Annotated in this window: 18 protein-coding genes and 1 pseudogene; 8 read left to right on the top strand and 11 right to left on the bottom strand. The window is 59.3% G+C overall.

Annotation, left to right across the window (positions count from 1 at the left end):
• The first annotated feature begins 196 nt into the window (after positions 1-196).
• Positions 197-1,432 (top strand): trypsin-like serine peptidase, encoded by a 1,236-nt coding sequence (locus AB4N33_RS07045; protein WP_476456809.1) that lies wholly within the window; start codon positions 197-199, stop codon positions 1,430-1,432.
• A gap of 21 nt (positions 1,433-1,453) precedes the next feature.
• Here the strand turns inward: AB4N33_RS07045 and AB4N33_RS07040 are convergent, their stop codons facing one another.
• Entirely contained in the window at positions 1,454-2,062 is a 609-nt protein-coding gene (locus tag AB4N33_RS07040) for a MiaE family protein (protein ID WP_460124897.1), read from the bottom strand.
• 160 nt (positions 2,063-2,222) lie between these two features.
• Between AB4N33_RS07040 and AB4N33_RS07035 the strand changes: the two genes are divergently transcribed.
• Positions 2,223-3,086, top strand: coding sequence for a universal stress protein (locus AB4N33_RS07035; RefSeq protein ID WP_460124894.1), 864 nt, complete (start codon positions 2,223-2,225; stop codon positions 3,084-3,086).
• Positions 3,087-3,256: 170 nt separating this feature from the next.
• Here the strand turns inward: AB4N33_RS07035 and AB4N33_RS07030 are convergent.
• Positions 3,257-3,728, bottom strand: a pseudogene (locus tag AB4N33_RS07030) (DUF1289 domain-containing protein).
• A 406-nt stretch (positions 3,729-4,134) separates the two neighbouring features.
• On the opposite strand from AB4N33_RS07030, the gene acnB reads away from it, so the two are divergent.
• The gene (gene acnB / locus AB4N33_RS07025) at positions 4,135-6,735 is read left to right on the top strand and encodes a bifunctional aconitate hydratase 2/2-methylisocitrate dehydratase (protein ID WP_460126695.1); all 2,601 of its coding nucleotides are present in this window, start codon (positions 4,135-4,137) and stop codon (positions 6,733-6,735) included.
• Between the two features lie 69 nt (positions 6,736-6,804).
• Here the strand turns inward: acnB and AB4N33_RS07020 are convergent, their stop codons facing one another.
• Entirely contained in the window at positions 6,805-8,211 is a 1,407-nt protein-coding gene (locus tag AB4N33_RS07020) for an NAD(P)/FAD-dependent oxidoreductase (protein WP_476456808.1), read from the bottom strand.
• Between the two features lie 50 nt (positions 8,212-8,261).
• Entirely contained in the window at positions 8,262-9,077 is an 816-nt protein-coding gene (locus AB4N33_RS07015; protein ID WP_460124885.1) for a helix-turn-helix transcriptional regulator, read from the bottom strand.
• Positions 9,078-9,341: 264 nt separating this feature from the next.
• On the opposite strand from AB4N33_RS07015, the gene AB4N33_RS07010 reads away from it, so the two are divergent.
• Positions 9,342-9,614 carry a DUF1652 domain-containing protein gene (locus AB4N33_RS07010; RefSeq protein WP_460141728.1) on the top strand — a complete coding sequence of 91 codons (273 nt, stop codon included), beginning with the start codon at positions 9,342-9,344 and terminating at the stop codon, positions 9,612-9,614.
• Positions 9,615-9,762: 148 nt separating this feature from the next.
• Here the strand turns inward: AB4N33_RS07010 and AB4N33_RS07005 are convergent, their stop codons facing one another.
• A complete protein-coding gene (locus AB4N33_RS07005; RefSeq protein ID WP_476456807.1) occupies positions 9,763-12,234 on the bottom strand; it encodes a UvrD-helicase domain-containing protein in 2,472 nt (823 codons plus the stop codon).
• Between the two features lie 234 nt (positions 12,235-12,468).
• On the opposite strand from AB4N33_RS07005, the gene AB4N33_RS07000 reads away from it, so the two are divergent.
• On the top strand, positions 12,469-13,164 hold the full coding sequence (locus tag AB4N33_RS07000) for a pirin family protein (protein ID WP_476456806.1): 696 nt from the start codon (positions 12,469-12,471) through the stop codon (positions 13,162-13,164).
• 255 nt (positions 13,165-13,419) lie between these two features.
• Here AB4N33_RS07000 and pgm read toward each other — a convergent pair whose 3' ends face one another.
• The 3 genes from pgm to AB4N33_RS06985 form a co-directional block, all read right to left on the bottom strand.
• Positions 13,420-15,066 (bottom strand): phosphoglucomutase (alpha-D-glucose-1,6-bisphosphate-dependent), encoded by a 1,647-nt coding sequence (pgm, locus tag AB4N33_RS06995; protein ID WP_460124873.1) that lies wholly within the window; start codon positions 15,064-15,066, stop codon positions 13,420-13,422.
• 110 nt (positions 15,067-15,176) lie between these two features.
• Positions 15,177-16,577: an aminotransferase-like domain-containing protein gene (locus tag AB4N33_RS06990; protein ID WP_476456805.1), complete on the bottom strand. Its 1,401-nt coding sequence runs from the start codon at positions 16,575-16,577 to the stop codon at positions 15,177-15,179.
• The gene (locus tag AB4N33_RS06985; RefSeq protein ID WP_476456804.1) at positions 16,574-18,052 is read right to left on the bottom strand and encodes a hypothetical protein; all 1,479 of its coding nucleotides are present in this window, start codon (positions 18,050-18,052) and stop codon (positions 16,574-16,576) included. Before AB4N33_RS06985 ends, AB4N33_RS06990 begins: the two co-directional genes overlap by 4 nt.
• Before the next feature lie 345 nt (positions 18,053-18,397).
• On the opposite strand from AB4N33_RS06985, the gene AB4N33_RS06980 reads away from it, so the two are divergent.
• Positions 18,398-18,622 (top strand): hypothetical protein, encoded by a 225-nt coding sequence (locus AB4N33_RS06980; protein WP_476456803.1) that lies wholly within the window; start codon positions 18,398-18,400, stop codon positions 18,620-18,622.
• Here the strand turns inward: AB4N33_RS06980 and AB4N33_RS06975 are convergent.
• On the bottom strand, positions 18,604-19,626 hold the full coding sequence (locus tag AB4N33_RS06975; RefSeq protein ID WP_460124861.1) for a zinc-dependent alcohol dehydrogenase family protein: 1,023 nt from the start codon (positions 19,624-19,626) through the stop codon (positions 18,604-18,606). The genes AB4N33_RS06980 and AB4N33_RS06975 overlap by 19 nt on opposite strands.
• A gap of 269 nt (positions 19,627-19,895) precedes the next feature.
• On the opposite strand from AB4N33_RS06975, the gene AB4N33_RS06970 reads away from it, so the two are divergent.
• Both AB4N33_RS06970 and AB4N33_RS06965 read left to right on the top strand, forming a co-directional pair.
• Complete coding sequence (locus AB4N33_RS06970; protein ID WP_460124858.1) at positions 19,896-20,810, top strand: LysR family transcriptional regulator; 915 nt, start codon at positions 19,896-19,898, stop codon at positions 20,808-20,810.
• 299 nt (positions 20,811-21,109) lie between these two features.
• Complete coding sequence (locus AB4N33_RS06965; RefSeq protein ID WP_476456802.1) at positions 21,110-22,597, top strand: MFS transporter; 1,488 nt, start codon at positions 21,110-21,112, stop codon at positions 22,595-22,597.
• A 50-nt stretch (positions 22,598-22,647) separates the two neighbouring features.
• Here the strand turns inward: AB4N33_RS06965 and AB4N33_RS06960 are convergent, their stop codons facing one another.
• Together AB4N33_RS06960 and AB4N33_RS06955 are read right to left on the bottom strand one after the other, a co-directional pair.
• The gene (locus AB4N33_RS06960; RefSeq protein WP_460124852.1) at positions 22,648-23,052 is read right to left on the bottom strand and encodes a heme-binding protein; all 405 of its coding nucleotides are present in this window, start codon (positions 23,050-23,052) and stop codon (positions 22,648-22,650) included.
• Between the two features lie 65 nt (positions 23,053-23,117).
• On the bottom strand, positions 23,118-23,900 hold the full coding sequence (locus tag AB4N33_RS06955) for an ABC transporter substrate-binding protein (protein WP_476456801.1): 783 nt from the start codon (positions 23,898-23,900) through the stop codon (positions 23,118-23,120).
• Positions 23,901-24,000: the final 100 nt, after the last annotated feature.

Raw genomic sequence — 24,000 nt, 5'->3', positions numbered from 1 at the left:
CATGCCCCATCGCGAACAGGATGCTCGCAATGGGGCTCGACAACTACAACCGTTTAATTGCAATAACACCCCCGCAAAACATTGACACCATTCCCCCTTATATAAACTTGCAACGAACAACTGAGCTCATTATTGTCCGCACTGCAATGGCATTTAGTTGTGAAACTTAATAACTTACAAGCACCAAGGAATGGTCATGAAAAAAGAATACTTATTTATACTCTTCGCCATATTGGTACTGGCAACGCCCCTTCACGCCAAAGACCTCGGCGAAGGCTTGGCCAATGAGTCGGGCGCCGTACTGCTGAAGAACAACGATGACCGCTATACACACTGGAACGGCGTGGGCAAAATGTTCCTGAATGAAGCGCCCGCCTGCACCGCGAGCTTGCTGGACACCCGTGACGAAGCCAACCTCGCGACGGGACCGGCGTACTTGCTGACCGCTGCGCATTGCATACCGGGCGTCAGTGGCCCGCCACCTTCAGGTAACTATAAAGAGTCGGTAAAATTCAACTACTTCAACGACACTTACAACACCTCTGAAAGTTACGCGATCAAGGCTGCCGTATGGCAGGACTATGGCAATAGCGATATCGCTCTTTATGAACTTGAAGTTCCACTGTCTACTTTGATTGCCGACGGAATAACCCCATTACGCCTTGCTTCACAATGGTCTCGAGCGTCCACGGATGTACTGATCGTGAACGCACCGGAACACCTGCCCGATTCAGGACTGCGTCTGGCGGCCTGCGCCCAGCAGTTCACGTCGGCGGACCTCGTGGAAGGCGACCGTGCCTATGTCGGCGCATTGAAAAACCGCTGCAAACAGGTGCTGCCGGGGTCGTCCGGAAGCCCCATCTTCGACCGCCAAAGTGGCCAGATACTTGCCGTCGTATCGACGAGTACCGGTGGCGCGCCCATTGAGAATCAATGCGCCAGTGATGCTCCGTGTGAGGCTCGCGATGGCAAAATCGAGTGGTTCGCCGATACCCACTACGGCCACCCGGCCGACTATCTGGCCGGCTGCTTCAAAAAGGGTGTGTTCACCGACGTCAACAACGCCTGTACCGCTGCCCCAAGGTTCCCGATGGCGAACCTTGAGTATCTCCCCACCCGACACATCACACTGCCCCGGCGGGCCAACAGTCCCGCCCCGGTGATCAACACGGAGTTCTCAGTGAGCACGCCGTACTATCGCTACAAGACCACCCGAAATGCGGCAGACTGCCGATCGCCTCGCCGTTACAGCGACGTGATCAGTGCAGACAACGTGGTCCTCGACGCACCTATCACGAGGGAACCGGGCATGCACTACTTGTGCGTGATCGGTGTGGAGTCTGCCGATCAACAACCGGATGGCAATTTGATGAAAAGTGTCTGGATCAGCCCGACGCAAGCGTTGGAAAGAAAACCCACCGCAAAGCCCTGACCTGACCAGGTTTCGTGCCGGTCAGTTAATGGCCGGCACACCACTGTGGAAACGGAATTCCACATCCGGTGACTCGATGAGCGCCTGTTCGGCAGCCCGCACACGCTCGATCACCTGAGCAATGTCCTTCGCGTCCCCGTATTGGTAGGCCAGTTTCAGGTAACCCTGGAAATGCCGGGCTTCACTTTTCAGCAGGCCGAAGTAGAACTTGCCCAGTTCTTCGTCCAGATGCGGCACCAGCGCCTCGAAACGCTCGCAACTGCGGGCCTCGATGAACGCCCCCACCACCAGGGTATCCACCAGTTTGACCGGCTCATGGCTGCGCACCACTTTGCGCAGCCCGGAGGCGTAACGCCCCGCAGATAGCTGGCGCAATCCGATTTTGCGCTTTTTCATCAGGCGCATGACCTGTTCGTGGTGCACCAACTCTTCCCTGGCCAGCCGCGACATCATGTTGATAAGGTCAACGTGGGAATGGTACTTGGCGATCAGGCTCAATGCCGTGCTGGCAGCCTTGAATTCGCAGTTCTTGTGGTCAATCAGCAGCGTTTCCTGATCGGCCAGCGCGGCCTGGACCCAGCCATCGGGGGTGCGGCAGCCTAGGAACTCGTGAATTTCGGGAAGGATCATGGGGCTCACGGACATAAAGGGTTCAATCGAAGGGCGCCGATTATACCGGCCCATCGCCAGACCACCAGCCGCGACCGTTGATATGCATCAAGTCCCCGATGCGCGACCAACAACTATAGTTGTGCAACGTTGTGCTTTTTACTTTCTGGAGAGGCCGATCATGCAAGCCATTCGCAGCATTCTGGTGATCATCGAACCCGAACACGCGGAAAGCCTGGCGCTTAAACGCGCCAAGTTGATTGCCGGCGTGACCCAGGCTCACCTGCACCTGCTGGTCTGCGACCGCAAGCACGACCATAGCGCCATGCTGAGTGTGCTCAAGACCGCGTTGCTGGCGGACGGCTACAGCGTCACCACCGAACAGGCGTGGAACGAAAGCTTGCAGGACACCATTATTGATGTGCAGCAAGCCGAAGGCTGTGGGCTGGTGATCAAGCAACACTTCCCCGACAGCCCGTTGAAAAAAGCACTGCTGACCCCTGCAGACTGGAAATTGCTGCGCGCTTGCCCGACCCCGGTGCTGTTGGTGAAAACCTCGAAACCCTGGACCGGCGGTGTCATCCTGGCAGCGATCGACGTGGGCAATCTCGATGGTGAGCACCGCACGCTGCACGCCACTATCGTCGATCACGGGTTTGACATCGCCAGCCTCGCCAAGGCCCACCTGCATGTTATCAGCGCACACCCCTCCCCCATGCTGTCGGCCGCAGACCCGTCGATGCAGCTCAGCCAGACCATTGAGGCGCGCTATCGCGAACAGTGCAAGGCATTCCAGGCTGAGTTCGATATCGATGATGAGCATCTGCACATCGAGGAAGGCCCAGCGGATGTGCTGATTCCGTTCATGGCACACAAACTTCAGGCATCGGTAACGGTGATAGGCACGGTGGCGAGGTCGGGGTTATCCGGTGCACTGATCGGCAACACCGCTGAAGTAGTGCTCGACGCGGTGGAAAGTGATGTGCTGGTGCTCAAACCGGATACGGTGATGGACCATCTGGAGGAAATGGTCGCGCAGCATTGAAATCATACATGTCGCCCTGCCCCTGTAGGAGCGAGCTTGTCGAGGCGTCGAACCGTCGCGATGGTAGCTTAGACACCCCAGGCCTCCAGGCAGCCCGCGTCATCGTTAACGACCTTCGCGAGCAAGCTCGCTCCTACAGGGATGTGACCTCCATTGTGGGAGCGAGCTTTTCAGCCGCCAAACGCATCCTTCAAGAACCCGGGCGCAATGTAACGCTGGTAATGCGCCTCGGAGAGCAGGAAAAACTCCCGATCAATGGCATCACGCAACTCCGGCAGATTCCAGTCGCGGAATTCCGGCAGCAGCACCATCCCGTAGGCCTCAAGGTTGGTGATCACCCGCGCGCCACGTGCAATCAACTGGTACGCCCAGCAATATTCCGACTGATGTGGCATCGAAGCGAATCTTTCGTTGTTCCAGCTGCTGGCGCAGGCGTTCCTTGTCAAAAACCTCGAGCTTGGCGGCCATCACCAGGGACAGCAGTTGCTCCAGTCGTAACCAGACCGCACGTTTTTCCTCCTCGTTGTAACCATTCCAATTGATCACTTCGTGGTGGAAGCGCTTGCAGCCGCGGCACACCAGATCTCCGTAAACAGTGGAGCAAAGGCCGACGCAGGGGGTCTTGATGGTTTGATTGGGCATAGGTCAACAAGCATGGGGCAGCAGGACAGGCGGGCATGTTAGCCCTTTGTCTAACATTCATCACCCCTCAAAGTTCAGGGTCGAACTTACCTTTAATTTTTTTTTGCCGTAGAATCAGCCTGCCTTTTTAGGCGCCAATGTCCGTAAGAAGCTGTTTTCAAAGCGTCACGAGCACAGTCGTTCCTTCAGAGCGGTGTTGGCGAAGGGTTTTTCCAGCGGGGAAAAGCCCAACGCCAACCCTCATCAGCTCCCGTTCTGCAGGCGTAAAACTTTGAAAGCAGCTTCTGTAAGGAATTGCCGGTAATTCTGGCCAAGTGGCTCACAACGCCATGCAGCGCATGAGTACGGCAATTTCGGGATGAGCGTCCCGGACACCCATTTGGGACCACTGATGAGGGTAATAACTGTGCTTGAAGCCTACCGCAAACATATCGAAGAGCGCGCAGCACTGGGTATCGTTCCCCAGCCGCTTAACGCCGAACAAACTGCAGGCCTGGTCGAGCTGCTGAAAAATCCCCCGGCTGGCGAAGAAGCTTTCCTCGTTGACCTGATCACCAATCGCGTTCCGCCAGGAGTGGACGAAGCAGCCTATGTAAAGGCCGGCTTCCTGTCTGCCGTTGCCAAGGGCGAAGCGAAATCCCCTCTGATCGACAAAAAGCGCGCTGTTGAACTGCTCGGCACCATGCAAGGCGGCTACAACATCGTGACCCTCGTCGCCCTGCTGGACGACGCTGAGCTGGCACCCGTGGCCGCCCAGGAACTCAAGCACACCCTGCTGATGTTCGATGCCTTCCACGACGTGGCTGAAAAAGCCAAGAACGGCAACGTTCACGCCAAGGCCGTACTGCAATCCTGGGCTGACGGCGAGTGGTTCATCAAGCGCCCGACCCTGGCCGACAAGATCAGCCTGCGTGTGTTCAAGGTTACCGGCGAGACCAACACCGACGACCTGTCCCCTGCTCCTGATGCCTGGTCCCGCCCGGACATCCCGCTGCACGCCCTGGCGATGCTGAAAATGGCTCGCGACGGTATCGTGCCTGACGTCCAGGGCGTCACCGGCCCGATGAAGCAGATCGAAGAAATGCGCAACGGTGAATTCCCTGTTGCCTATGTAGGTGACGTGGTCGGTACCGGTTCCTCGCGTAAATCGGCGACCAACTCGGTCCTGTGGTTCTTCGGCGACGACATCCCGTACGTACCGAACAAGCGTGGCGGCGGTTTCTGCTTCGGCAGCAAGATCGCTCCGATCTTCTACAACACCATGGAAGATGCTGGCGCCCTGCCTATTGAATTCGACGTTTCCAACATGAACATGGGCGACGTGATCGACCTGTATCCGCATGCTGGCAAAGTCTGCAAACACGGCACCGACGAAGTCCTGGCCACCTTCGAAATGAAGACCCCGGTCCTGCTGGACGAAGTTCGTGCTGGCGGTCGTATTCCTCTGATCATCGGCCGCGGCCTGACCGAGAAGGCACGTGCCGAACTGGGTCTGCCACCGTTCGATCTGTTCAAGAAGCCTGAAGCACCCGCTGAAAGCACCAAGGGTTTCACCCTGGCGCAGAAAATGGTCGGCAAGGCTTGCGGCGTAGCCGGTGTGCGTCCTGGCACCTACTGCGAACCGAAGATGACCACCGTGGGCTCCCAGGACACCACCGGTCCAATGACCCGTGATGAACTGAAAGACCTGGCGTGCCTGGGCTTCTCCGCTGACCTGGTGATGCAGTCCTTCTGCCACACCGCGGCTTATCCAAAGCCGATCGACGTGACCACCCACCACACCCTGCCTGACTTCATCATGACCCGCGGCGGCGTTTCCCTGCGTCCGGGCGACGGCATCATCCACTCGTGGTTGAACCGCATGCTGCTGCCAGACACTGTTGGTACCGGTGGCGACTCGCACACCCGTTTCCCAATGGGCATCTCGTTCCCGGCCGGTTCCGGTCTGGTCGCGTTCGCCGCAGCCACTGGCGTCATGCCGCTGGACATGCCGGAATCGATCCTGGTGCGTTTCAAAGGCAAGATGCAACCGGGCGTCACCCTGCGCGACCTCGTGCACGCCATTCCTTACTTCGCCATCCAGTCGGGCCTCCTGACCGTTGAGAAGAAAGGCAAGAAGAACGCCTTCTCCGGCCGCATCCTGGAAATCGAAGGCCTGGACAACCTGAGCATCGAGCAAGCTTTCGAGCTGTCCGACGCCTCGGCCGAACGTTCGGCTGCCGGTTGCACCATCAAGCTGTCCAAAGAGTCGATCACCGAGTACCTGCAATCGAACATCACCCTGCTGCGCTGGATGATCGGCGAAGGCTACGGTGACGTGCGCACCCTGGAACGTCGCGCTCAAGCGATGGAAGCCTGGATTGCCAACCCTGAGTTGATGGTTGCCGATGCTGACGCCGAATACGCCGAAGTCATCGAAATCGACCTGGCCGACATCAAGGAGCCTGTGCTCTGCGCGCCGAACGACCCGGACGACGCTCGTCTGCTCTCCAGCGTTGCTGGCGAGAAGATCGACGAAGTGTTCATCGGTTCGTGCATGACCAACATTGGTCACTTCCGCGCTGCCGGTAAACTGCTGGATCAGGTCAAGGGTCAGCTGCCAACCCGTCTGTGGCTGTCGCCGCCGACCAAGATGGACGCTCACCAACTGACCGAAGAAGGCTACTACGGCATCTACGGCAAGGCTGGCGCGCGCATGGAAATGCCGGGCTGCTCGCTGTGCATGGGTAACCAGGCACGTGTCGAGCCGAACTCGACCGTTGTGTCGACTTCGACCCGTAACTTCCCGAACCGTCTGGGTGACGGCGCGAACGTCTACCTGGCTTCGGCTGAACTGGCGTCCGTGGCTTCCATCCTGGGTCGCCTGCCGACCGTCGAGGAGTACATGGAATACGCTGGCAAGATCGACAGCATGGCGGCCGATGTCTACCGCTACCTGTCCTTCGACCAGATTGCCGAGTTCCGTGAAGCTGCTGCGAACGCCAACATCCCGGTCGTTCAAGCCTAACGCTGCAACGCAATGAAAAGCGCCGCCCATCGTGAGATGAGCGGCGTTTTTTTTATGCCTTGCGAAACATCAATGCATGAAACCTTCCATGAAACCGGCGACGCTACTGGCGAGCCTGCGCCGCCAAGGCGCGGTAGCCGGATTGGCGAGGACCTGGTCTTCGTGGACGAAGCTGCGGATGATTGCGTTGTAACCGAGCCAGCGGCAGGGTTCCGGCTCCCAGGCTCTGAGAGACCCCAGCCCGCCTTGAGGGATGACCCAGGGCTGGTGCACCAGCTCGCTGTCGCGCTGCAGGATCAGATCGGCCAGGGTGCGCCCGCCCAGGTTGCTGGCCCCCACACCTTCACCGCCGTAACCACCCGACAAGGCAATGCCGCTGGCGTGATCACACAACATGTGCGGCTGGAATCGCCGGGACATGCCCAGGTTGCCGCCCCAGCCGTGGGTGATGCGCACGTTTTTGAGTTGCGGGAACAACTCGCCGAACAGGTAGCGACGCAGCTCGACTTCATGACGGGTCAAATCGAAGTTCTCCCGCAGCCTGCCGGCAAACTGATAGCCGCCGCGCGCACCGAACACCAGGCGGTTGTCCGCCGTGCGCTGGCCGTAAGTGACCTGACGACTGCTTTCGCCGAACGCCTGTCCGCGGCTCAGACCTATTTCGTCCCACGTCGCGGCAGGCAAGGGTTCGGTGGCGACGATCAGGCTCTGCACCGGCAACTGATAACGCCCCAGGCCCGGCAAGGTCGCGGCATACCCCTCCACTGCCGGCACGACCCACCGAGTACGCACAGAGGATTTCGCCGTGCGCAGGCTGCCCGATTGCCAATGGGTGACCGGGCTGTTCTCGTAAATCCTGACGCCCATCCGCTCAACGGTACGCGCCAGGCCACGTACCAGTTTCGCCGGGTGAATGGTGGCGACGTGCGGTGCAAAGATGCCGCCATAGGGCTTGGCGATCCGGATCTGTTGTGCAAGTTGCTCTGGGGTAAGCCAGCGATACTCACGTTCGCTCAAGCCTTGCAGGTAAAGCTTGTCCAGATAATCGCGCAGGCTGGCTTCCTGTTCGGGATAGCGTGCGGCGCAGTACAGCGCCCCGCCCTTGCGGTAATCACAGTCAATGCGTTCACGTTCGAGCACGATTTCCACTTCATCGGCGATGCCGTGCAGCAACTCGTAGGAAGCACGGCGCTGCTCCGCAGGCAGATTGGCCAGCAAGCGGTCTTCACCAAGAATATTGCCCATCAGCCAGCCGCCGTTGCGCCCGGACGCGCCAAAACCGGCGGTCTGCGCTTCGACAATGGCGATATTCAGGCCAGGCGCCTGCCGCTTGAGGTAATAGGCCGTCCACAGGCCGGTGTAGCCAGCACCAATGATGGCAACGTCGACATCCAGGTCTCGTTCCAGTGCCGGGCGCGCCAGCAGCGGCTCGTCGAGCTGATCCATCCACAAACTGATAGTGCGCCACGCCGGCATGCCAACCCCACCACTCGAACTTTAGATGGCGTTGATCCTAGTGCGTAGGCTCAGGGACTGTCTTGCGCGCGTGCACGCAAGGAAATTTGTTTGACGTACGCCTTGGGCGACAGGCCGGTGTGCTGGCGAAAACAACTGTAGAACGCCGATAACGAGTTGAACCCCGCGGCGAACGCAAGATCGTCGATGCGTAGCGGTGGCGTGGCGATGTCCAGTGCAGCCAGCAGATGGTGCAGGCGTGCCTGATTGACGTATCGGTAGAAGCTCAGGCCCAGCACCTGGTTCATCAGATAGGAGATCTGATTGCGGCTATAGCCACACTCCTTCGCCACCCGTTGCAGATCGAGTTCAGGGTCGAGATAGGGTTGCTGGCGCTCGAAATAGTGTTGCAGGTCTTCGGCCATGAAGCTCAACTGGCGTGCCGACAAACCCAGTCGACTGGCAGCCGGTCTTGGTGTGGCGTTCGATTGCCCGCAAGCTTGCTCGCGAACCAGCGACGCGTACTCGTTGACCCGCCAGATGAGCCCGTCGCGCACGGTAATTGCCTCGCTGGCCCGAAATGACACCAGCCCATCGCCGCCACGCAGGGTAATTCGATACTGGATAAACGCCGTGTCGCCGTCCAGACGGATCCGGTCCGTATGCTCCAGCGCCTCGTCCGGGTCGCGCGGCATGCTGCTGCGAACGTATTCGCGCAACTCATCAAGACCCATCACGCGGTTCTGGAAGAAGTCGTTGTAGAGCACATCCGGGTGATAAAGCGCCATGACCCCGTCCAGATCCCTGTGTTTCCAGCGCAGGTGATACCGCATGACCGTCTCGCTCGTGGCCTGGGTTTGCAGCGGACCATCATCTTCGGCGGGCATTGCGGGTCTCTACGGGAAAACAGCGAGCTTGCCGAAATTAGCCGGCGGCTTCAACGGGGATTCAGTAATGGCGTTTCGCCCAAGCACCCACACTGCTGTGACCTGGGTCAAAAAAAACTGAACCAATCGCCAAACGGCCTGAAAATTCCATATTCCTTTCACATCCAGATGCTACTTTTAACGAGTCACCGGTTGAGCCAATGAAGGCTCTTCCCTCCTGCACATGAGCTAAAGGAAGCGCTCGAACATGAAGGTGGGCAACATATGAATAAAGGGTTCAGCAAGGTCACTTTTCCAAACGCCTGCCAGTTGATGCGCTGGCATTTTCATCCCATGGGTTTCGAGGCGAGCATGGACGCCCCAGGCAGTATGGTCGCCCGTCTGTTTGACCGTGCCAGTGGCGAGACCATGATTGCCATCGCCGGTATTCCGTGCGCAACGGTCATGAATGCCGCAGATGTGGAACGAATAATCGAAGCGGTGGAGGATGAGCTTGAGTCGTTCATCCCACCGGTCGCGCTCAGGAGCTATGCCTGAGACTGTCCCCCTGTAGGAGCGAGCTCGTCGAGGCGTCGAACCGTCGCGATGGTAGTCCAGACAACGCTGTCATCCTGACGCCCCTCGTCATCGTGGACGCCCATCGCGACGGTTCGACGCCTCGACAAGCTCGCTCCTACAGGGGGCTTCAACCGGCGCTGCCTTTGCGCTGGTCCGCAAAAAACGGCTTGCCCTTTCCGATCCGGTCCGAAGCCTTGGGCATATTCGCCACCTGTGCATCCTGCCCATCGACATACCAGTAGCAATGACTCACCGCCCGCGTGATTCCCACATATGCCAAACGCAGGATTTCGTCTTTCTGGGCGTTATCGTAGGCCTCATTGTCGTTTGGCTTGCCCAGGCCGGCCATGCGGTAAACCTGATTTTTGTAAGGGGAGCTGGTCAGGTGCTGACAATCACCCAACAGGAAAACAGCGTCAGCCTGCAGCCCTTTGGCACTGTGGTAGGTCAGTTGCTTCAACCTTCGAGATTCGTACGGCAAGCTAGAATCTGCATTAAGTACCGGTTGAATATACTGCTCTATCAATGACTTATCGCTGCTTTTTCGATAAAGCATCAAGATTGAATCGCCCTGCTTGTAATGCTCCATCAATCTCAAGGCCATGGCTTGGTCATCACGATCCAACACATTGACGGGCCACAGGGATTTAGCTTCCCCGGCTGCCCTGGCCTTCTTGCCCGCGATAGCCGGTGCCGCGCGGACGATGTACTCGGCGGCGTCGATGATGTGTTGGTGGCTGCGATAGTTATCGCTGAGCATGACCCTGGTGGTGCTCGGCGACGCAAATTCCTTGTTGAACTCCATAAAGTAACTGGGTGAGCTGCCCCGCCACCCATAAATGGACTGCCAGTCATCGCCCACGCAGAGCAGCGAGGAGCGCTGGGCACCACGGCCCACGTGCATCGCCGGCCCACGGCTGCGGATTTCGGCAAGGCTGGCGCGAATCCAGGAAACGATCTGCGGCGATACGTCCTGGAACTCGTCGATCATCAGGTGCGACAACGGTCGCAGCAGCTCATCACTGAGCAGCTTCTGGTTTTCCGGAGAATGTTCGCTGAAGAGCGCAAACATGCGGTTATAGGTCATCACTGGCGGTTTCTGATCCAGCAGATGATCTTCCAGTGCCCGCCGGTACAGGCTCAGGGCCTCAAAGAAAAAACGGTCCGGATCGTCCTTGGCGAAACTCATCTGGGCGACGGCGCTCGGCACGTCCAGGCCCAGGTTTTCGATAAACCCGGCTGCGGTGACAAAACAGTCGAGCAGTGGCGCCGAACCCAGCTCGCCCTTGACCTTGTAATCGAACCCCGGCCCGGCGCTGGCATCGCCAGCCAGGGACGCCAGGACTCGCTTGGACGACTCATAACTATCTAGCCATATCAATGGCTTACGGCAGAAAGCTTGAAATAGGGTGCGCTTCACTGCCCACTCTGCACGGACGCTGAGCTTGGCATTCGGGCGGCTGACCTGGGGGTTCTCCCGAGGGTCGAAGCCCAGCACCACCCAGGCATCCAGGCTGGGAATGTAGCCGTGACAGTGAAACGTTGAGCCATTGATATCGAATGTCTGCCGGTTAGGTTCGATGCCCTTGATGGGCCAGGCACCCGCGGCAAACCACAGGTCTTCGACAAAATCGCACAGCTCTTCATCACGCTTGGCCGCAAGTTCGGTCACCGCGACGCGCTTCTGCACGTCCGGGTGATCGCGCTCAAGCTCCTTGAGCTGCAGGGCGTGGCGGGACAACGGCTTGATCAGTTCGCGAAAGCGTTCGTCACGGCCATGCAACTGGTGATAACAGGCGTTGAGCAACTGGCGCTGGGCGTCGTTGATGCGCAGATCGAACGGATTGCTGTCGGCTTCCTCATCCCCACTGTGCGGGCGATGACTGATGTTTTCGAACGCTTGCAGGCGCTCGAAACCCGGCAGGCTGCGCACCATTGGCAGAATCCGCGAGTGGAAGGTTCGCACCAGGTCCCGCGCCTCTTTCAGGCTCAGCCTCTGCCCCCAGAGGGCAAACAGCTCGATCAGTTTGTTGATGAAGTCCTTGCGGGACTCCCGGGTAAAGGTCACTACCGTCATCGAATCCAGCTCGAAGCCCAGATAGTGGGTCAGCAACACGATGCGCAGCGCCAGGGTCGTCGACTTGCCGGCGCCGGCACCGGCGATGACCGATGTAGAAGGCGTTTCGCTGAAGATCATCTTCCACTGCGCGGCGCTGGGTTGGGCATAAGCAGGCAGCAACCGCGCCACGTCGGCCTTCATGCGCTTTTTCAACTCGGCATTCAGAGGCAGGCGCCAATCGTCGAACAGGTTGTCATCGACGTTGGGGGCACGATGTTCGGTCGAGCGAGAATCGCGAATCAGCAAGACCTGGCGACCTTCCTCCAGGCCTTCGAGCTTGCCTTCCTTAAAGCCGTAGTCGACACCCGCACTGTGCCCGCTGCGAAACCCGTCGGCCTGGCCATGCAACCAGGAGGCCCGGTGCTGCGCACGCAAGCGCGTCAGGCCATGCCCAAAGAAACGGGCGGCCAATCGCTTGAGCAAAGGCATTTCAGCAAGGGGGCGAAGTTCAGGCGGAAGATCGGAGGTGTGTTGCGGCACGCGCTGGCTCCAGAGTGTAAGGCAGTGAGGTCTATGGTGTCTGCATTTGCCTTTCAGTTCTAGTGAAATGCTTACAGGTCATTGGCTTATGCGATGAACTGAAGGTTGGATGAGAATGTTTCGAGGTCCAATTGCATCAGTCGATTCGATGGTAATGCTGCACTTTTTACGCTTTTTCTCGATGAGTGCCTGTTGGATGATGCTCGCCATCAATATCCAATTCAGGAGACGATCATGCTCGAACTCAGACCCTTCAAGTCCCTGGGCGGCGCCCACCACGGCTGGTTGGATGCGCACCACCACTTTTCGTTCGCCGAGTACTATGACCCCAATCGCATGAACTGGGGCAACCTGCGCGTCTGGAATGATGACGTGATTGCAGCCGGTACCGGGTTCCCGACCCATCCGCACCGGGACATGGAAATCATCACGTATGTTCGTGAAGGCGCGATTTCCCACCAGGACAACCTGGGCAACAAGGGCCGCACTGAAGCAGGTGACGTTCAGGTCATGAGCGCCGGGACCGGGATCGCCCACAGCGAGTACAACCTGGAAAGCACCGACACCAAGATCTTCCAGATCTGGATCATTCCCAATGAATCGGGACTGGCACCTTCATGGGGCGCGAAACCCTTCCCCAAAGGAGACCGCGAAGGCTTCGTCACCCTGGCCAGCGGCAAATCCGGCGATGACCAGAGCTTGCGGATTCGTGCAGATGCGCGGTTGGTGGCGGCAAACCTGAAGGCCGGTGAGTCTGCCGAATATCAATTGGACAGCGGCCGACGTGCTTACCTGGTTCCTGCCACAGGTGTCATTGAAGTCAACGGCTTACGCGCTGAAGCTCGAGACGGCGTCGCAGTGGCCGATGAGCAGGTGTTGTGGGTGACGGCGATCGAAGACAGTGAGATCGTGTTGGTTGATTTGGCCTGAACCTGCGGTTGCATCGGAGACTGTAGGAGCGGGCTTGCCCGCGATGGTCGTTAACGATAACGCTGGGTGTCTGAATGCCCGCAGTGCCTGGGCTGCCATCGCGAGCAAGCTCGCTCCTACACGTTGATCGCCGTCTTCTGTAGGAGCGAGCATGCTCGCGATGGTCGTTAACGGTAACGCTGGGTGTCTGAATGCCCGCGGTGCCTGGGCTACCATCGCGAGCGTGCTCGCTCCTACAGGTATGTGGGGATTGGGTTATTTCGTGGAAATCGCCCCATCCACCAGCGTCTGCGCTTCAGCCACCAACTGCTTGAGGTGCTCGTCGCTGACAAAGCTCTCGGCATAGATCTTGTAGATGTCCTCAGTGCCCGACGGACGCGCCGCAAACCAGCCGTTCTCGGTCATCACCTTCAGGCCGCCAATGGCTTGGTCGTTGCCCGGGGCATGGCTGAGGATACTCTGGATCGGTTCGCCCGCCAGTTCGGTCGAGGTGACCTGCTCCGGCGACAGTTTGCTCAACAGCGCTTTCTGCTGCGGGTTGGCCTTGGCATCGACGCGCACGGAGAACGGCTCACCCAGCTCGTCGGTCAATGCACGATAGGCCTGGCTCGGGTCGCGACCGGTACGAGCAGTCATTTCCGCCGCCAACAATGCCGGAATCAGACCGTCCTTGTCGGTACTCCACACGCCGCCGTCCTTGCGCAGGAACGAGGCCCCAGCACTTTCCTCACCGCCAAAGCCCAGCGAGCCGTCAAACAGCCCGTCGGCAAACCACTTGAAGCCGACCGGCACTTCATACAGGCGACGACCGAGGCGCTTGGCAACCCGATCGATCAAACCGCTGCTGACCACCGTCTTGCCCACGGCTGCATCGGCGCGCCATTGCGGGCGATTCTGGAACAGGTAGTCGATGGATACAGCCAGGTAGTTGTTTGGCGCAAGCAGACCGCCTGAGGGCGTCACGATGCCATGGCGGTCGTGATCCGGATCACAGGCGAACGCCACGTCGAAGCGCTCCTTGAGACCGATCAGGCCCTGCATGGCGTGGCTGGACGAGGGGTCCATGCGGATCTGGCCGTCCCAATCCACGGTCATGAAGCGGAAGGTCGAATCGACTTCCTTGTTCACCACTTCAAGGTCCAGCTTGTAGTGCTCGGCAATCGCCGACCAGTAGCGAACCCCTGCTCCGCCCAGCGGATCGACGCCCAGACGCAGCTTCGCATCGCGAATGGCATCGAAGTCGATTACGTTGATCAGGTCGGCGACGTAGGTATTGAGGTAATCGTGACGATGGGTGGTGCTGGCCTTCAGCGCCTGCTCGTAGCTGATCCGCTTGACGCCGGCGAGCTTGTTTCCCAGCAGTTCGTTGGCCTTGGCTTCGATCCACTTGGTGACATGGGTATCGGCCGGACCACCATTGGTTGGGTTGTATTTGTAGCCACCGCTTTGCGGCGGGTTGTGCGACGGCGTGATGACGATGCCATCCGCCAGCCCTGAAGTGCGGCCACGGTTGTAGCAAAGAATGGCGTGGGACACCGCCGGGGTCGGGGTGTATTCGTCACCCTCGGCGATCATCACCGTGACGCCGTTGGCGGCCAGCACCTCAAGCGCCGTGGCGCCGGCAGGCGTCGACAGCGCATGGGTATCGATACCGACGAACAGCGGACCATCGATGCCCTGGGCTTCGCGATACAGGCAGATCGCCTGGCTGATCGCCAGAACGTGCCATTCGTTGAAACTCAGATCGAACGAGCTGCCCCGGTGTCCGGACGTGCCAAACGCCACGCGCTGGGTCGAGACGCTGGCATCGGGCTGGCCGGTGTAATAGGCCGTGACCAGTCGCGGGATGTCGACCAACAGTTGTGCCGGTGCCGGTTTGCCCGCAAAAGGACTGAGTGTCATGCAAAACCTCTGGAATAGAGTGGTTCAGGGATGGATCGCAGTTTACTGGCAGTTTGACCGCAACGCGATGGGATCGATCCACGGGCCCGCAACGATGTTTTGCATCCTGCTCAGTCGACGGACTCCAGCCGCAGTGCATCCCCCAACAAACTCAGCGCGGCCACCACATCGTGATCACCGTCGTAGGCATGGCTCAGGCGCAAATGCTGCGAATGCAGGCCCTGCAGGCTGAACAACTCTCCGGGCGCAATCACCACGTGATGCTTGAGCAGGCGCTGGAATACCCCGCGCATATCGACCTGGCGCAGGGAACGCGCCCAGATGGTCGCCCCGCCCTGAGGCTCGACCACCTGCAGGGCGTCGCCCAGACGCTCCTGCAACAGCTGCGTCATTTGCACTTTTCGCTCCCTGAGCAACCTTCGCAGCACCTGAAGGTGCTGGTCGATCCGGCCATTGCCGTACAAGCGGGCTATCGCCTTCTGCCGGATCGGCGACAAACGAAAAGCGCGCAACAGGAAATGCCGCTGTAATTGCTCACTCAGGTGCCGCGACAATAGATAACCGTAAGGGGCCTCGGGGCCGATGATTTTTTCGAACGTGGAGAACACGATCAGCCGTTCAGGGTCGAGCAGATCGCGAAACCGGGTGCTGCCCGGCTCGAATTCGAGCTCGCCGCAACAGTCGTTCTCCAAGACCCAGCAACTCTTTTGCGCCAGCAATTGCGCGACAGCCTGTCGGTTATCGTCAGGCGCCAGGCTGCCGCGTGGCACGTTCAAACCTGAGGACAGCATCACCAGTTGCACTCGACGGGTTTCCAGCAACCCTTCGAGCTGCGCCGTATCCAGACTGCCGTTGGCCTGGACCGGCCACTCGATCACCTGGACACCGGCTTCCTGCAGCAGGCGAAGAATGGTCCAGTCGCAGGGCGCTTCAACCACCACGGCGGCATCCTTGAGGTTCAGTACCGCAATCAGGATTTCCAGGACACCGCGCAGGTCCGCACCGATGTACACGTCATCGGCATGCCAGCAGCGCACGGGCGATGTGGTGTAGCGCGCAGCCAGTGCGGTACGCAGTTCAAGTTCACCGCAAGGCTGCGCCGGTGGTTGCGGCAGGCGCGGGTACTGGCGCAGCAACTCGCGCTCAAGCAACAACAATGGGCTGTCGAGCGGTTGCAGCAGCGCCGGCTCATCGGCGCTGAAGACCATCATGCCCGGACGTCGGGCGCTGACGTACACGGTTTCGAGCAGATCGCCGTCGGCACCCGGCATACTCAGCGATGACACCGGCATCGCGTAATACCCCGACTTGGCCACCGAATAGACCCGCCCTTCCTTCTCCAGCAGCGAATACGCGTACTGGATGGTGGAGATCGAGACACTCAAACGATTGGCCAGTTGGCGCAACGAAGGTAAACGCACGTTGGTATCGTTGCCCGGATCGTTGATCAGGTGGGTCAGGTATCGGTACACCGCCTGATAGGCAAAATCGGTCTCGCGGGGTCCTTTCAACGTCCCGCTGACCATTCACCCGCCACCGCTGCCTCATGATCGGCGGCAAATCCGTCGAAGTCATCGAAAATGCTGTCTCTGAGCCCGCTCTCGACAGCAGGCACCGGCCCCATGCGATACAGCCTGCTGATCAGGTTGACCGGTAGACCGCTGACATCGACCATCCATTGCGCGATCTGCTCCGATACGGGACTGCCCTGCATCGCCCGGTGCAAGTCAGGCATGGCCACCAGCATGCCCGGGTGGCACTGGCGCAGGAACCGCTCAAGCCCGGCGCCGCTGTCGACGAAAGGAGCGAAGAGCAGGCACACCAACTGCGCCTCGCTCAACCCGAGACTCTTCTGCGCCTCCTCGCCAGCCAGGGCGCGCTGATCCGACACCCTCGCGGGATTGCCGAACACTTCAACCGCCTGCTCGCACAGGCGTTCAGGCAGACGCTTGCGGCGCATCATCACCAAGGCGCGCTGCAGGTAACCGGCGACACCCGACTCGTAACTGCCGCCATGCACGAAAGAGGCTTGCAGCCCGCGAATATGGGCGGAAATCATCGGACCGACGTAATCGTTCTCGCGCAGCTGCGCCGTGAGTTCGTCAGGCTGGAATCCGAGGAATTCAGTGAGCAGCGGCCAGCGCTCCTCTCGATTGCTGACCAGCATGTCGTGAATATCGATAAAGGTGGAGCGACGACAGGCTTCGAACTGTTCGGCCGGACGCCATGGTGCCTGGTCCTGTGCGCCATGCAGCGCCCGGTAGAGGTCGCTGCCCAGCTCATCGAGAACCGAATAAAGCTCCTCGAACCCCGTCCCCGCAAGACGCGGCGCTTTGAGCCCAGCCTTGCCCGCCGCTCGCTTCAGACCGTCGAGGAACCGTTTCTGCTGGCGCGGCGTCTCGCTGCAAACGAACGCATCAACCCCCCGATTCCAACGCGCCACCTGCCCATAGAACTCGCCCGTGGCCAGGTAGCCGTCATCCCAGAGGTCCAGCGGCCCTCCCAGGGTCCGGCGATGGCCGACCATCAGCAGATTAAGACGATTGGCTTCACGGCCGGCGTCAGAAACGGGAGCCGGCTGGGTAAAGGGCAAGATCTGGCGGTGGTCGGCCGTCACCACCTCCACCCGCGGGTCATCGTAGAAAAACAAGGCGCTATTGCACCGGTGGAGGTTGTCCTGCGCCAACGCACTCACGCCGCTCCTGCGCAATGAAGCCACGCGCAACTGGAATGTCGCGGGAGCCCGGCCGGCAATGCTCAACTGCGCTGCCCGCAGCAGTGCCAAGGTGTAGCAACTGTCCCGGGACCCGGACTGAACGGCCAGCACCTTGTAATCACCAATGTGTTCCATGCCACCGGCGGTGACGACCAAACGCTGGATCAACAGCTGCAGTGCCGTGCGTTCCGCTCGGGAAAAGAAACTCAGCAAACGTTGCAGCATTTGCTGATAGACATAGTTCATTGCCTGATCATGAATAAGGGTCATCTTTATTTACCTGATGCTCGTAAGTTCAGTAATGCACAAACAACGAAAAGCAGTGAGCAAACAGATTGTCTGCCACCAATGAAGTGCTGGATGTCACTCAAATGCTAACACCTTAGCCCTGAGTCATTATTTTGAGGAACGGGACCGAATCCCATTGTCGGCAACGTCTGACAGACCGCAAACGCTTGTGATAGAGCGGTCATCAGAATACTTGAAAGATCCTAGGAAATGTCTTACAGCGACCCACAGGCATTTAGCACAGGAAATAAAGAAAGAAGTCGCACTTGCTGATTTGGCAGTTGCGCAATGTTCGACGTTTTGTCGGAAATGTATTAACGAAGTGCGATGAAAAGTATCAACCCGATACACAGACATGACTCTTTCCTTGAGATGAAAGTAATCATTCAATTATCGGGGCTTAAAAGACGATTAGAAGATACAGATCAAGGGCAAAAACCAGTTCAGTTGCTGAGCCGGCCGCACCTGCAAATGGCCGGAAGTCAGGTGCAGGCAAAAAAAATCCCGTGCGAGCACGGGATTTTTCGGGGTGGTCAGGCCGTTTCGACCTGAAGGGCGACCCGTTCGCGACATGGGCATTCGTCCATGTAGCGGTGCGCCTCGACAAACTCGGTAAACGGGAAGACCCGGGTCTTGAGCGGCAGCAGCACACGATCGGCGGTCAACTGGTTGATATCGCGCAACGCCCGTTGCAGCGCGGCCTGGTCCTGGACGATGCCCAGTTCCGGCTTGCCGGTGAAGTTGCCGATGCAGTGCACGAAAAACTGAATGTTCTTCTGGAACGCTGCACATGCCGGAAACGGTGTCTGATTACCGCCCTGCAAACCATACAACACCAGGCTGCCACGCGGTGCCAGCACATCGCCGAGCATCGACATCTGCGGACCACCAAGACCATCGAAGACCACGTCCACGCCGCGATTGTCGGTAATCTTGTTGATCTGCATCAGCAGGTCCTGTTCTTCGGTGACGATGACTTTCTCGGCACCCAGGGACAGCAGGTATTCACGCTCTTGCGCCTGTTTGGTGGCTGCAATCACCCGTATGCCGAGCGCCTTGCCCAGTTGTACGAACGACGGACCTGCGCAGTGACTGGCATCTGTCACCAGGGCGAACTGCCCGGGCTTGACCCGTGCCAGGTCGCTATACGCAAAGTAGGCGACCAGCAACGGCGTGTAATGCACCGCCGCCTCGATCGGGCTGAGCACGTCCGGATAACGGGTCAGTGCGGTGCGCGGCAGCACAATCTGCTCGCCATACACGGGGTAGTCGTTAGGGCTTTCAGCCGGGAAGCTGGCGACCTTGTCACCCACCGCCAGGTCATCGACCCCCTCGCCGACTGCCGTCACGACACCCGACATTTCATGGCCGAGGCCCGAAGGCAGACGTGCATGGGAGGACGCCAGGTTCTGACGCCAGAGTATGTCGTACCAGCTGATGCCGATCGCTTCGACGCGCACCTGCACTTCGCCCGGCGCAGGGAGAGCCGCCGCATGCTCTTCGCATTTGAGCACCTCGGCTGGACCAAACTTGTGAAAACGGATCGTGCGGGACATCGCAAACCTCGCCAAATGAACCTCTAATGCCATGAACTCTATCCGGGCTTTGGCCCCAAGACCATCAGTGGCTATTAATAGTCGACATGCCTGTCATTAATTCCGCAACGGCGGCGACTTCGTCAATTGTCGTAAGAAATGGACACGTTATTCGCAGGAAAACTCAATTACTCGGTGCAGAGTAGCAGCCTTTCCCCTTAATATTCATGCCGGCCATTGTTCTCATATGGCTGCTCTCGTCAAGCTTGATGACTCTGCCAGGACTCCAGATGAATCGTAATGACCTGCGTCGTGTCGACCTGAACCTGTTAATCGTATTCGAAACACTGATGCACGAACGCAGCGTGACCCGCGCTGCGGAGAAGCTGTTTTTGGGCCAGCCGGCCATCAGTGCGGCACTTTCCCGCCTGCGCGGACTGTTCGATGACCCGCTGTTCGTGCGCACCGGCCGTAGCATGGAGCCGTCGGCCCGGGCGGTGGAAATCTTCGCCCTGCTCTCCCCAGCCTTGGACTCGATTTCCACGGCAGTCAGCCGGGCGTCGGAGTTCGACCCGGCCACCAGCACCACGGTGTTCCGTATCGGCCTGTCGGACGATGTCGAATTCGCCTTGCTGCCGATGCTGCTCAAACGTCTGCGCGCCGAATCCCCTGGCATCGTGCTGGTGATTCGCCGTGTGAACTACATTCTGATGCCAAGCCTGCTCGCCTCCGGTGAAATCTCCATCGGCGTCAGCTACACCACCGACCTGCCGGCCAACGCCAAGCGCAAAGTGCTGCGGCGCAGCATGCCCAAACTGCTGCGCGCCGACAGCGTGCCGGGCCCCTTAAGCCTGGACGACTTCTGCGCCCGCCCCCACGCACTGGTGTCGTTCGCCGGGGACCTCAGCGGCTTCATCGATGAAGAACTGGAAAAACTCGATCGCAAACGCCATGTGGTGCTGGCCGTGCCGCAGTTCAACGGATTGGGAACGTTGCTCACCGGCACGGACATCGTCGCGACAGTCCCCGACTACACGGCAGAAGCGTTGACCGCCGCCGGCGGTTTGCGGGCTGAAGACCCGCCGCTGCCAACCCGCAGCTTTGAGCTGCACATGGCCTGGCGGGGTTCGCAGGATAATGATCCTGGGGAGAGATGGTTGCGGTCGCGGATTCAGATGTTTTTTGGGGATCCGGATAGCCTCTAAGAGGCGTCGAGCTGGCTATTCATTTGATCCTTTTGGCCATTCCACAAACAACAAGCGTGCGCATGCAGTTCGGGCTAGTCGGCAGCTCGGCGAAGAACGGCTCAGTAGGACACAGTTCGTCAGATTCAAATCCCAAGCCATGTGCTCGTAGGCGAAATGGCAAAATATGCGCAACGGTATCAAGCGCTGATCCTCGCTGCACTGCAAGCGAGCAGCCATCAGGTCGCCCGCATTTTTTGAACTCCCTCGCCGCTGCAAGGCTCGTTAGAAAGTAAACCCGTCAGCAAACCGGACCGGCCATGACGACCCAAGCCTTGCACGAGCCCGCCAGCGCGTCGGCACAGAGCCGGCTCTACAGCACCGACATCCCCGCCCGCCTCGATCGTCTGCCGTGGACGCGTTTTCACACCTTGCTGGTCTTCGCGCTCGGCATCACCTGGCTGCTCGATGGTCTGGAAGTAACTCTGGCGGGTTCGGTGTCCGGAGCGCTCAAGGCCAGCCCGGCGTTGGCGATGAGCAATACCGACATTGGCCTGGCAGGCGCCATGTACATTGCGGGCGCGGTGTTCGGCGCCTTGTTCTTCGGCTGGCTGACCGACCGACTGGGTCGGCGCAAGCTGTTCTTTATCACGCTGTTCCTGTACATCGGCGCAACGGCGGCCACGGCGTTTTCCTGGAGCTTCGCCAGTTTCCTGCTGTTTCGTTTCCTCACCGGCGCCGGCATCGGTGGTGAATACACGGCGATCAACTCGACGATCCAGGAATTCACCCCGGCGCGTTATCGCGGCTGGGTCGACCTGACGATCAATGGTACGTTCTGGCTCGGAGCGGCGCTGGGCGCGATGGGTGCGGTGGTCCTGCTCGACCCGCAGGTCGCAGGGGGCGAACTGGGCTGGCGCCTGTGCTTTGGCATTGGCGCGGTGCTCGGCCTGGTCATCCTGCTGATGCGGTGGTGGATACCGGAAAGCCCGCGCTGGCTGATGATCCACAATCGGCCGGACGAAGCCGAGCGCATCGTAGCCGACATAGAACGCCACTATCACCAGCGCGGCATTGAAATACCGCCCTCGCAAACCCCGCCCCTGCGCTTGCGGGCGCGCAATCACACGCCGCTGCGAGAGGTATTTCACAGCCTGTTCGCGGAGCACCGGCAGCGCGCGCTGGTGGGGCTGACGTTGTTGACTGCCCAGGCGTTCTTCTACAACGCGATCTTCTTTACGTACGCGCTGGTACTGACTGATTTTTACGGTGTGCCCTCAGCCACCGTCGGCTGGTACGTACTGCCGTTTGCCCTTGGCAACTTCTGCGGGCCGCTGCTGTTGGGTCGACTGTTCGACATCGTCGGGCGGCGCATCATGATCAGCTCGACGTACTTGATTTCCGGGGTGTTGCTAAGCATTAGCGGTTATCTGTTCCAACAAGAGCTGATCGATGTCACCCAGCAGACGATCGCATGGATGGCCATTTTCTTCTTTGCGTCGGCGGCGGCCAGCTCGGCCTATCTGACCGTCGCCGAAACATTTCCACTGGAAATCCGCGCCTTGGCCATCGCTGTGTTTTACGCGTTTGGCACAGGGCTTGGCGGCTTGATCGGTCCCACATTATTTGGCGTGCTGATCGAAACCGGCGAACGGCTCAATGTGTTTTATGGGTATTTGCTGGGAGCGTTGTTGATGGCGATTGCCGGGGTGGTCCAGGCCATTTGGGGCGTGGCCGCGGAACGGCAGCCGCTCGAGCAGGTGGCCCGGCCGTTGTCACAGGTAGAGGATCAACCCTCGAACCTGTAGGAGCAAGCTTGCTCGCGATAGGTTCAAGACCATCGCGAGTCAACTCGCTCCTACAGTAGCTGTTCAACCGCCAGCCGTGCCAGCTCGGCATCCTGCTCGGCCTTCACGCCCGACACGCCAACCGCACCGATACAATGGCCGTCGTGCCAGATCGCAATCCCGCCCTCCAGCATGCCCTGCAGATTCGGTGCACTGAGGAACGCCGCACGTCCGCCATTGATCATGTCTTCATAGACCTTGCTGTCGCGCCGACCCAGCGCGGCGGTGCGGGCCTTTTCGGTGGCGATGTAGCCGGAGATGGGGGCGGCGCCGTCCAGGCGCAGCAGGCCCAGCGGATGTCCGCCATCGTCGACGACGGCAATCGCCACCGCCCAGTTGCGCTCGTTGGCCAGCTGCTTTGCGGTGGTCAACAGGAGTGAAATCTCTGATTCACTGAGTATGGCCTTGGTTTGCATATTGCCTCCTCCTTAATTAAAAACGACACGACTGAGCAATCAGGCGTGTCGCTGGAACTATGGGGTCATTCGCCGTAGATGTCGAAATCGAAGTACTTCTGACGAATCCTGTCGTAGGTGCCATCGGCACGAATTGCCGCCAGGGCCTGGTTGAAGCGACCCGCCAGCGGATCGTTCTTGCGCACGGCAATGCCAATGCCGGTGCCGAAGAACTGCTCATCAGTGTAGTTCGGGCCGACGAACTCATAGTCCTGCCCTTCCGGACGTTTCAGCAGACTTTCATCGATCACCACCGAGCTCGCCATGGTTGCGTCGAGTCGACCGCCCAGCAGGTCGAGGAAGATTTCATTCTGTGAACCGTAACGCACCACTTCGGCGCCGGCCGGGGCGAATTTTTCAGTCACGTACCGATCGAAGTTGGTCGCACGTTGAACGCCAATGCGTTTGCCTTTGAGCTGGGCCGGGATGTCGGTGATGCCGCTGCCTTTCTTGAACACCAAGCGCGCCGGGATGCGGTAGTAACGATTGCTGAAATCCACCGACTTCAGGCGCTCCGGGGTCATGGACATTGATGAAATCACCGCGTCGACCTTTTTCACCTTGAGCGCGGGAATCAGACCGTCGAACTCCTGCTCCTTCCATTCGCACTGGACTTTCATTTCAGCGCACAAGGCCTGGCCGATGTCATAGTCGAAACCGATGATCTGGTTATCCGGGGTCTTCGAGGCGAACGGCGGATAGGCCGCCTCGATGCCCAGGCGCAGCGGTTGCTCCGCCGCGTGCAGGTTGGCACTCAAGGCCAGCAAAGAGATCAGGCCAGCCTTCAATACAGCGTTTTTTACGTTCATACATGGCTCCAGATGCGATGTTGTTTCTGTCGGGCGCTCCGCATGGGAAGGCGTCCGTTATGGCAGCGGCAATGTGAACAGGCAGAGATGGTGGCTCTAT

This window comes from Pseudomonas sp. S1_E05 (assembly GCF_056337105.1).
The sequence above is the reverse complement of the archived record's forward strand: the minus strand, read 5'-3'. Positions and strand labels throughout refer to the sequence as shown.

Coding starts and splice junctions, on each gene's coding strand:
- AB4N33_RS06965 (WP_476456802.1), top strand. CDS start 21,110: ATGACGACCCAAGCCTTGCACGAGCCCGCCAGCGCGTCGGCACAGAGC.
- AB4N33_RS06975 (WP_460124861.1), bottom strand. CDS start 19,626: ATGTCCCGCACGATCCGTTTTCACAAGTTTGGTCCAGCCGAGGTGCTC.
- AB4N33_RS07045 (WP_476456809.1), top strand. CDS start 197: ATGAAAAAAGAATACTTATTTATACTCTTCGCCATATTGGTACTGGCA.
- AB4N33_RS06985 (WP_476456804.1), bottom strand. CDS start 18,052: ATGACCCTTATTCATGATCAGGCAATGAACTATGTCTATCAGCAAATG.
- AB4N33_RS07015 (WP_460124885.1), bottom strand. CDS start 9,077: ATGCCCGCCGAAGATGATGGTCCGCTGCAAACCCAGGCCACGAGCGAG.
- AB4N33_RS07040 (WP_460124897.1), bottom strand. CDS start 2,062: ATGATCCTTCCCGAAATTCACGAGTTCCTAGGCTGCCGCACCCCCGAT.
- AB4N33_RS06970 (WP_460124858.1), top strand. CDS start 19,896: ATGAATCGTAATGACCTGCGTCGTGTCGACCTGAACCTGTTAATCGTA.
- AB4N33_RS06960 (WP_460124852.1), bottom strand. CDS start 23,052: ATGCAAACCAAGGCCATACTCAGTGAATCAGAGATTTCACTCCTGTTG.
- AB4N33_RS06980 (WP_476456803.1), top strand. CDS start 18,398: ATGAAAAGTATCAACCCGATACACAGACATGACTCTTTCCTTGAGATG.
- AB4N33_RS06955 (WP_476456801.1), bottom strand. CDS start 23,900: ATGAACGTAAAAAACGCTGTATTGAAGGCTGGCCTGATCTCTTTGCTG.
- pgm (WP_460124873.1), bottom strand. CDS start 15,066: ATGACACTCAGTCCTTTTGCGGGCAAACCGGCACCGGCACAACTGTTG.
- AB4N33_RS07010 (WP_460141728.1), top strand. CDS start 9,342: ATGAATAAAGGGTTCAGCAAGGTCACTTTTCCAAACGCCTGCCAGTTG.
- AB4N33_RS07000 (WP_476456806.1), top strand. CDS start 12,469: ATGCTCGAACTCAGACCCTTCAAGTCCCTGGGCGGCGCCCACCACGGC.
- AB4N33_RS07020 (WP_476456808.1), bottom strand. CDS start 8,211: ATGCCGGCGTGGCGCACTATCAGTTTGTGGATGGATCAGCTCGACGAG.
- AB4N33_RS07035 (WP_460124894.1), top strand. CDS start 2,223: ATGCAAGCCATTCGCAGCATTCTGGTGATCATCGAACCCGAACACGCG.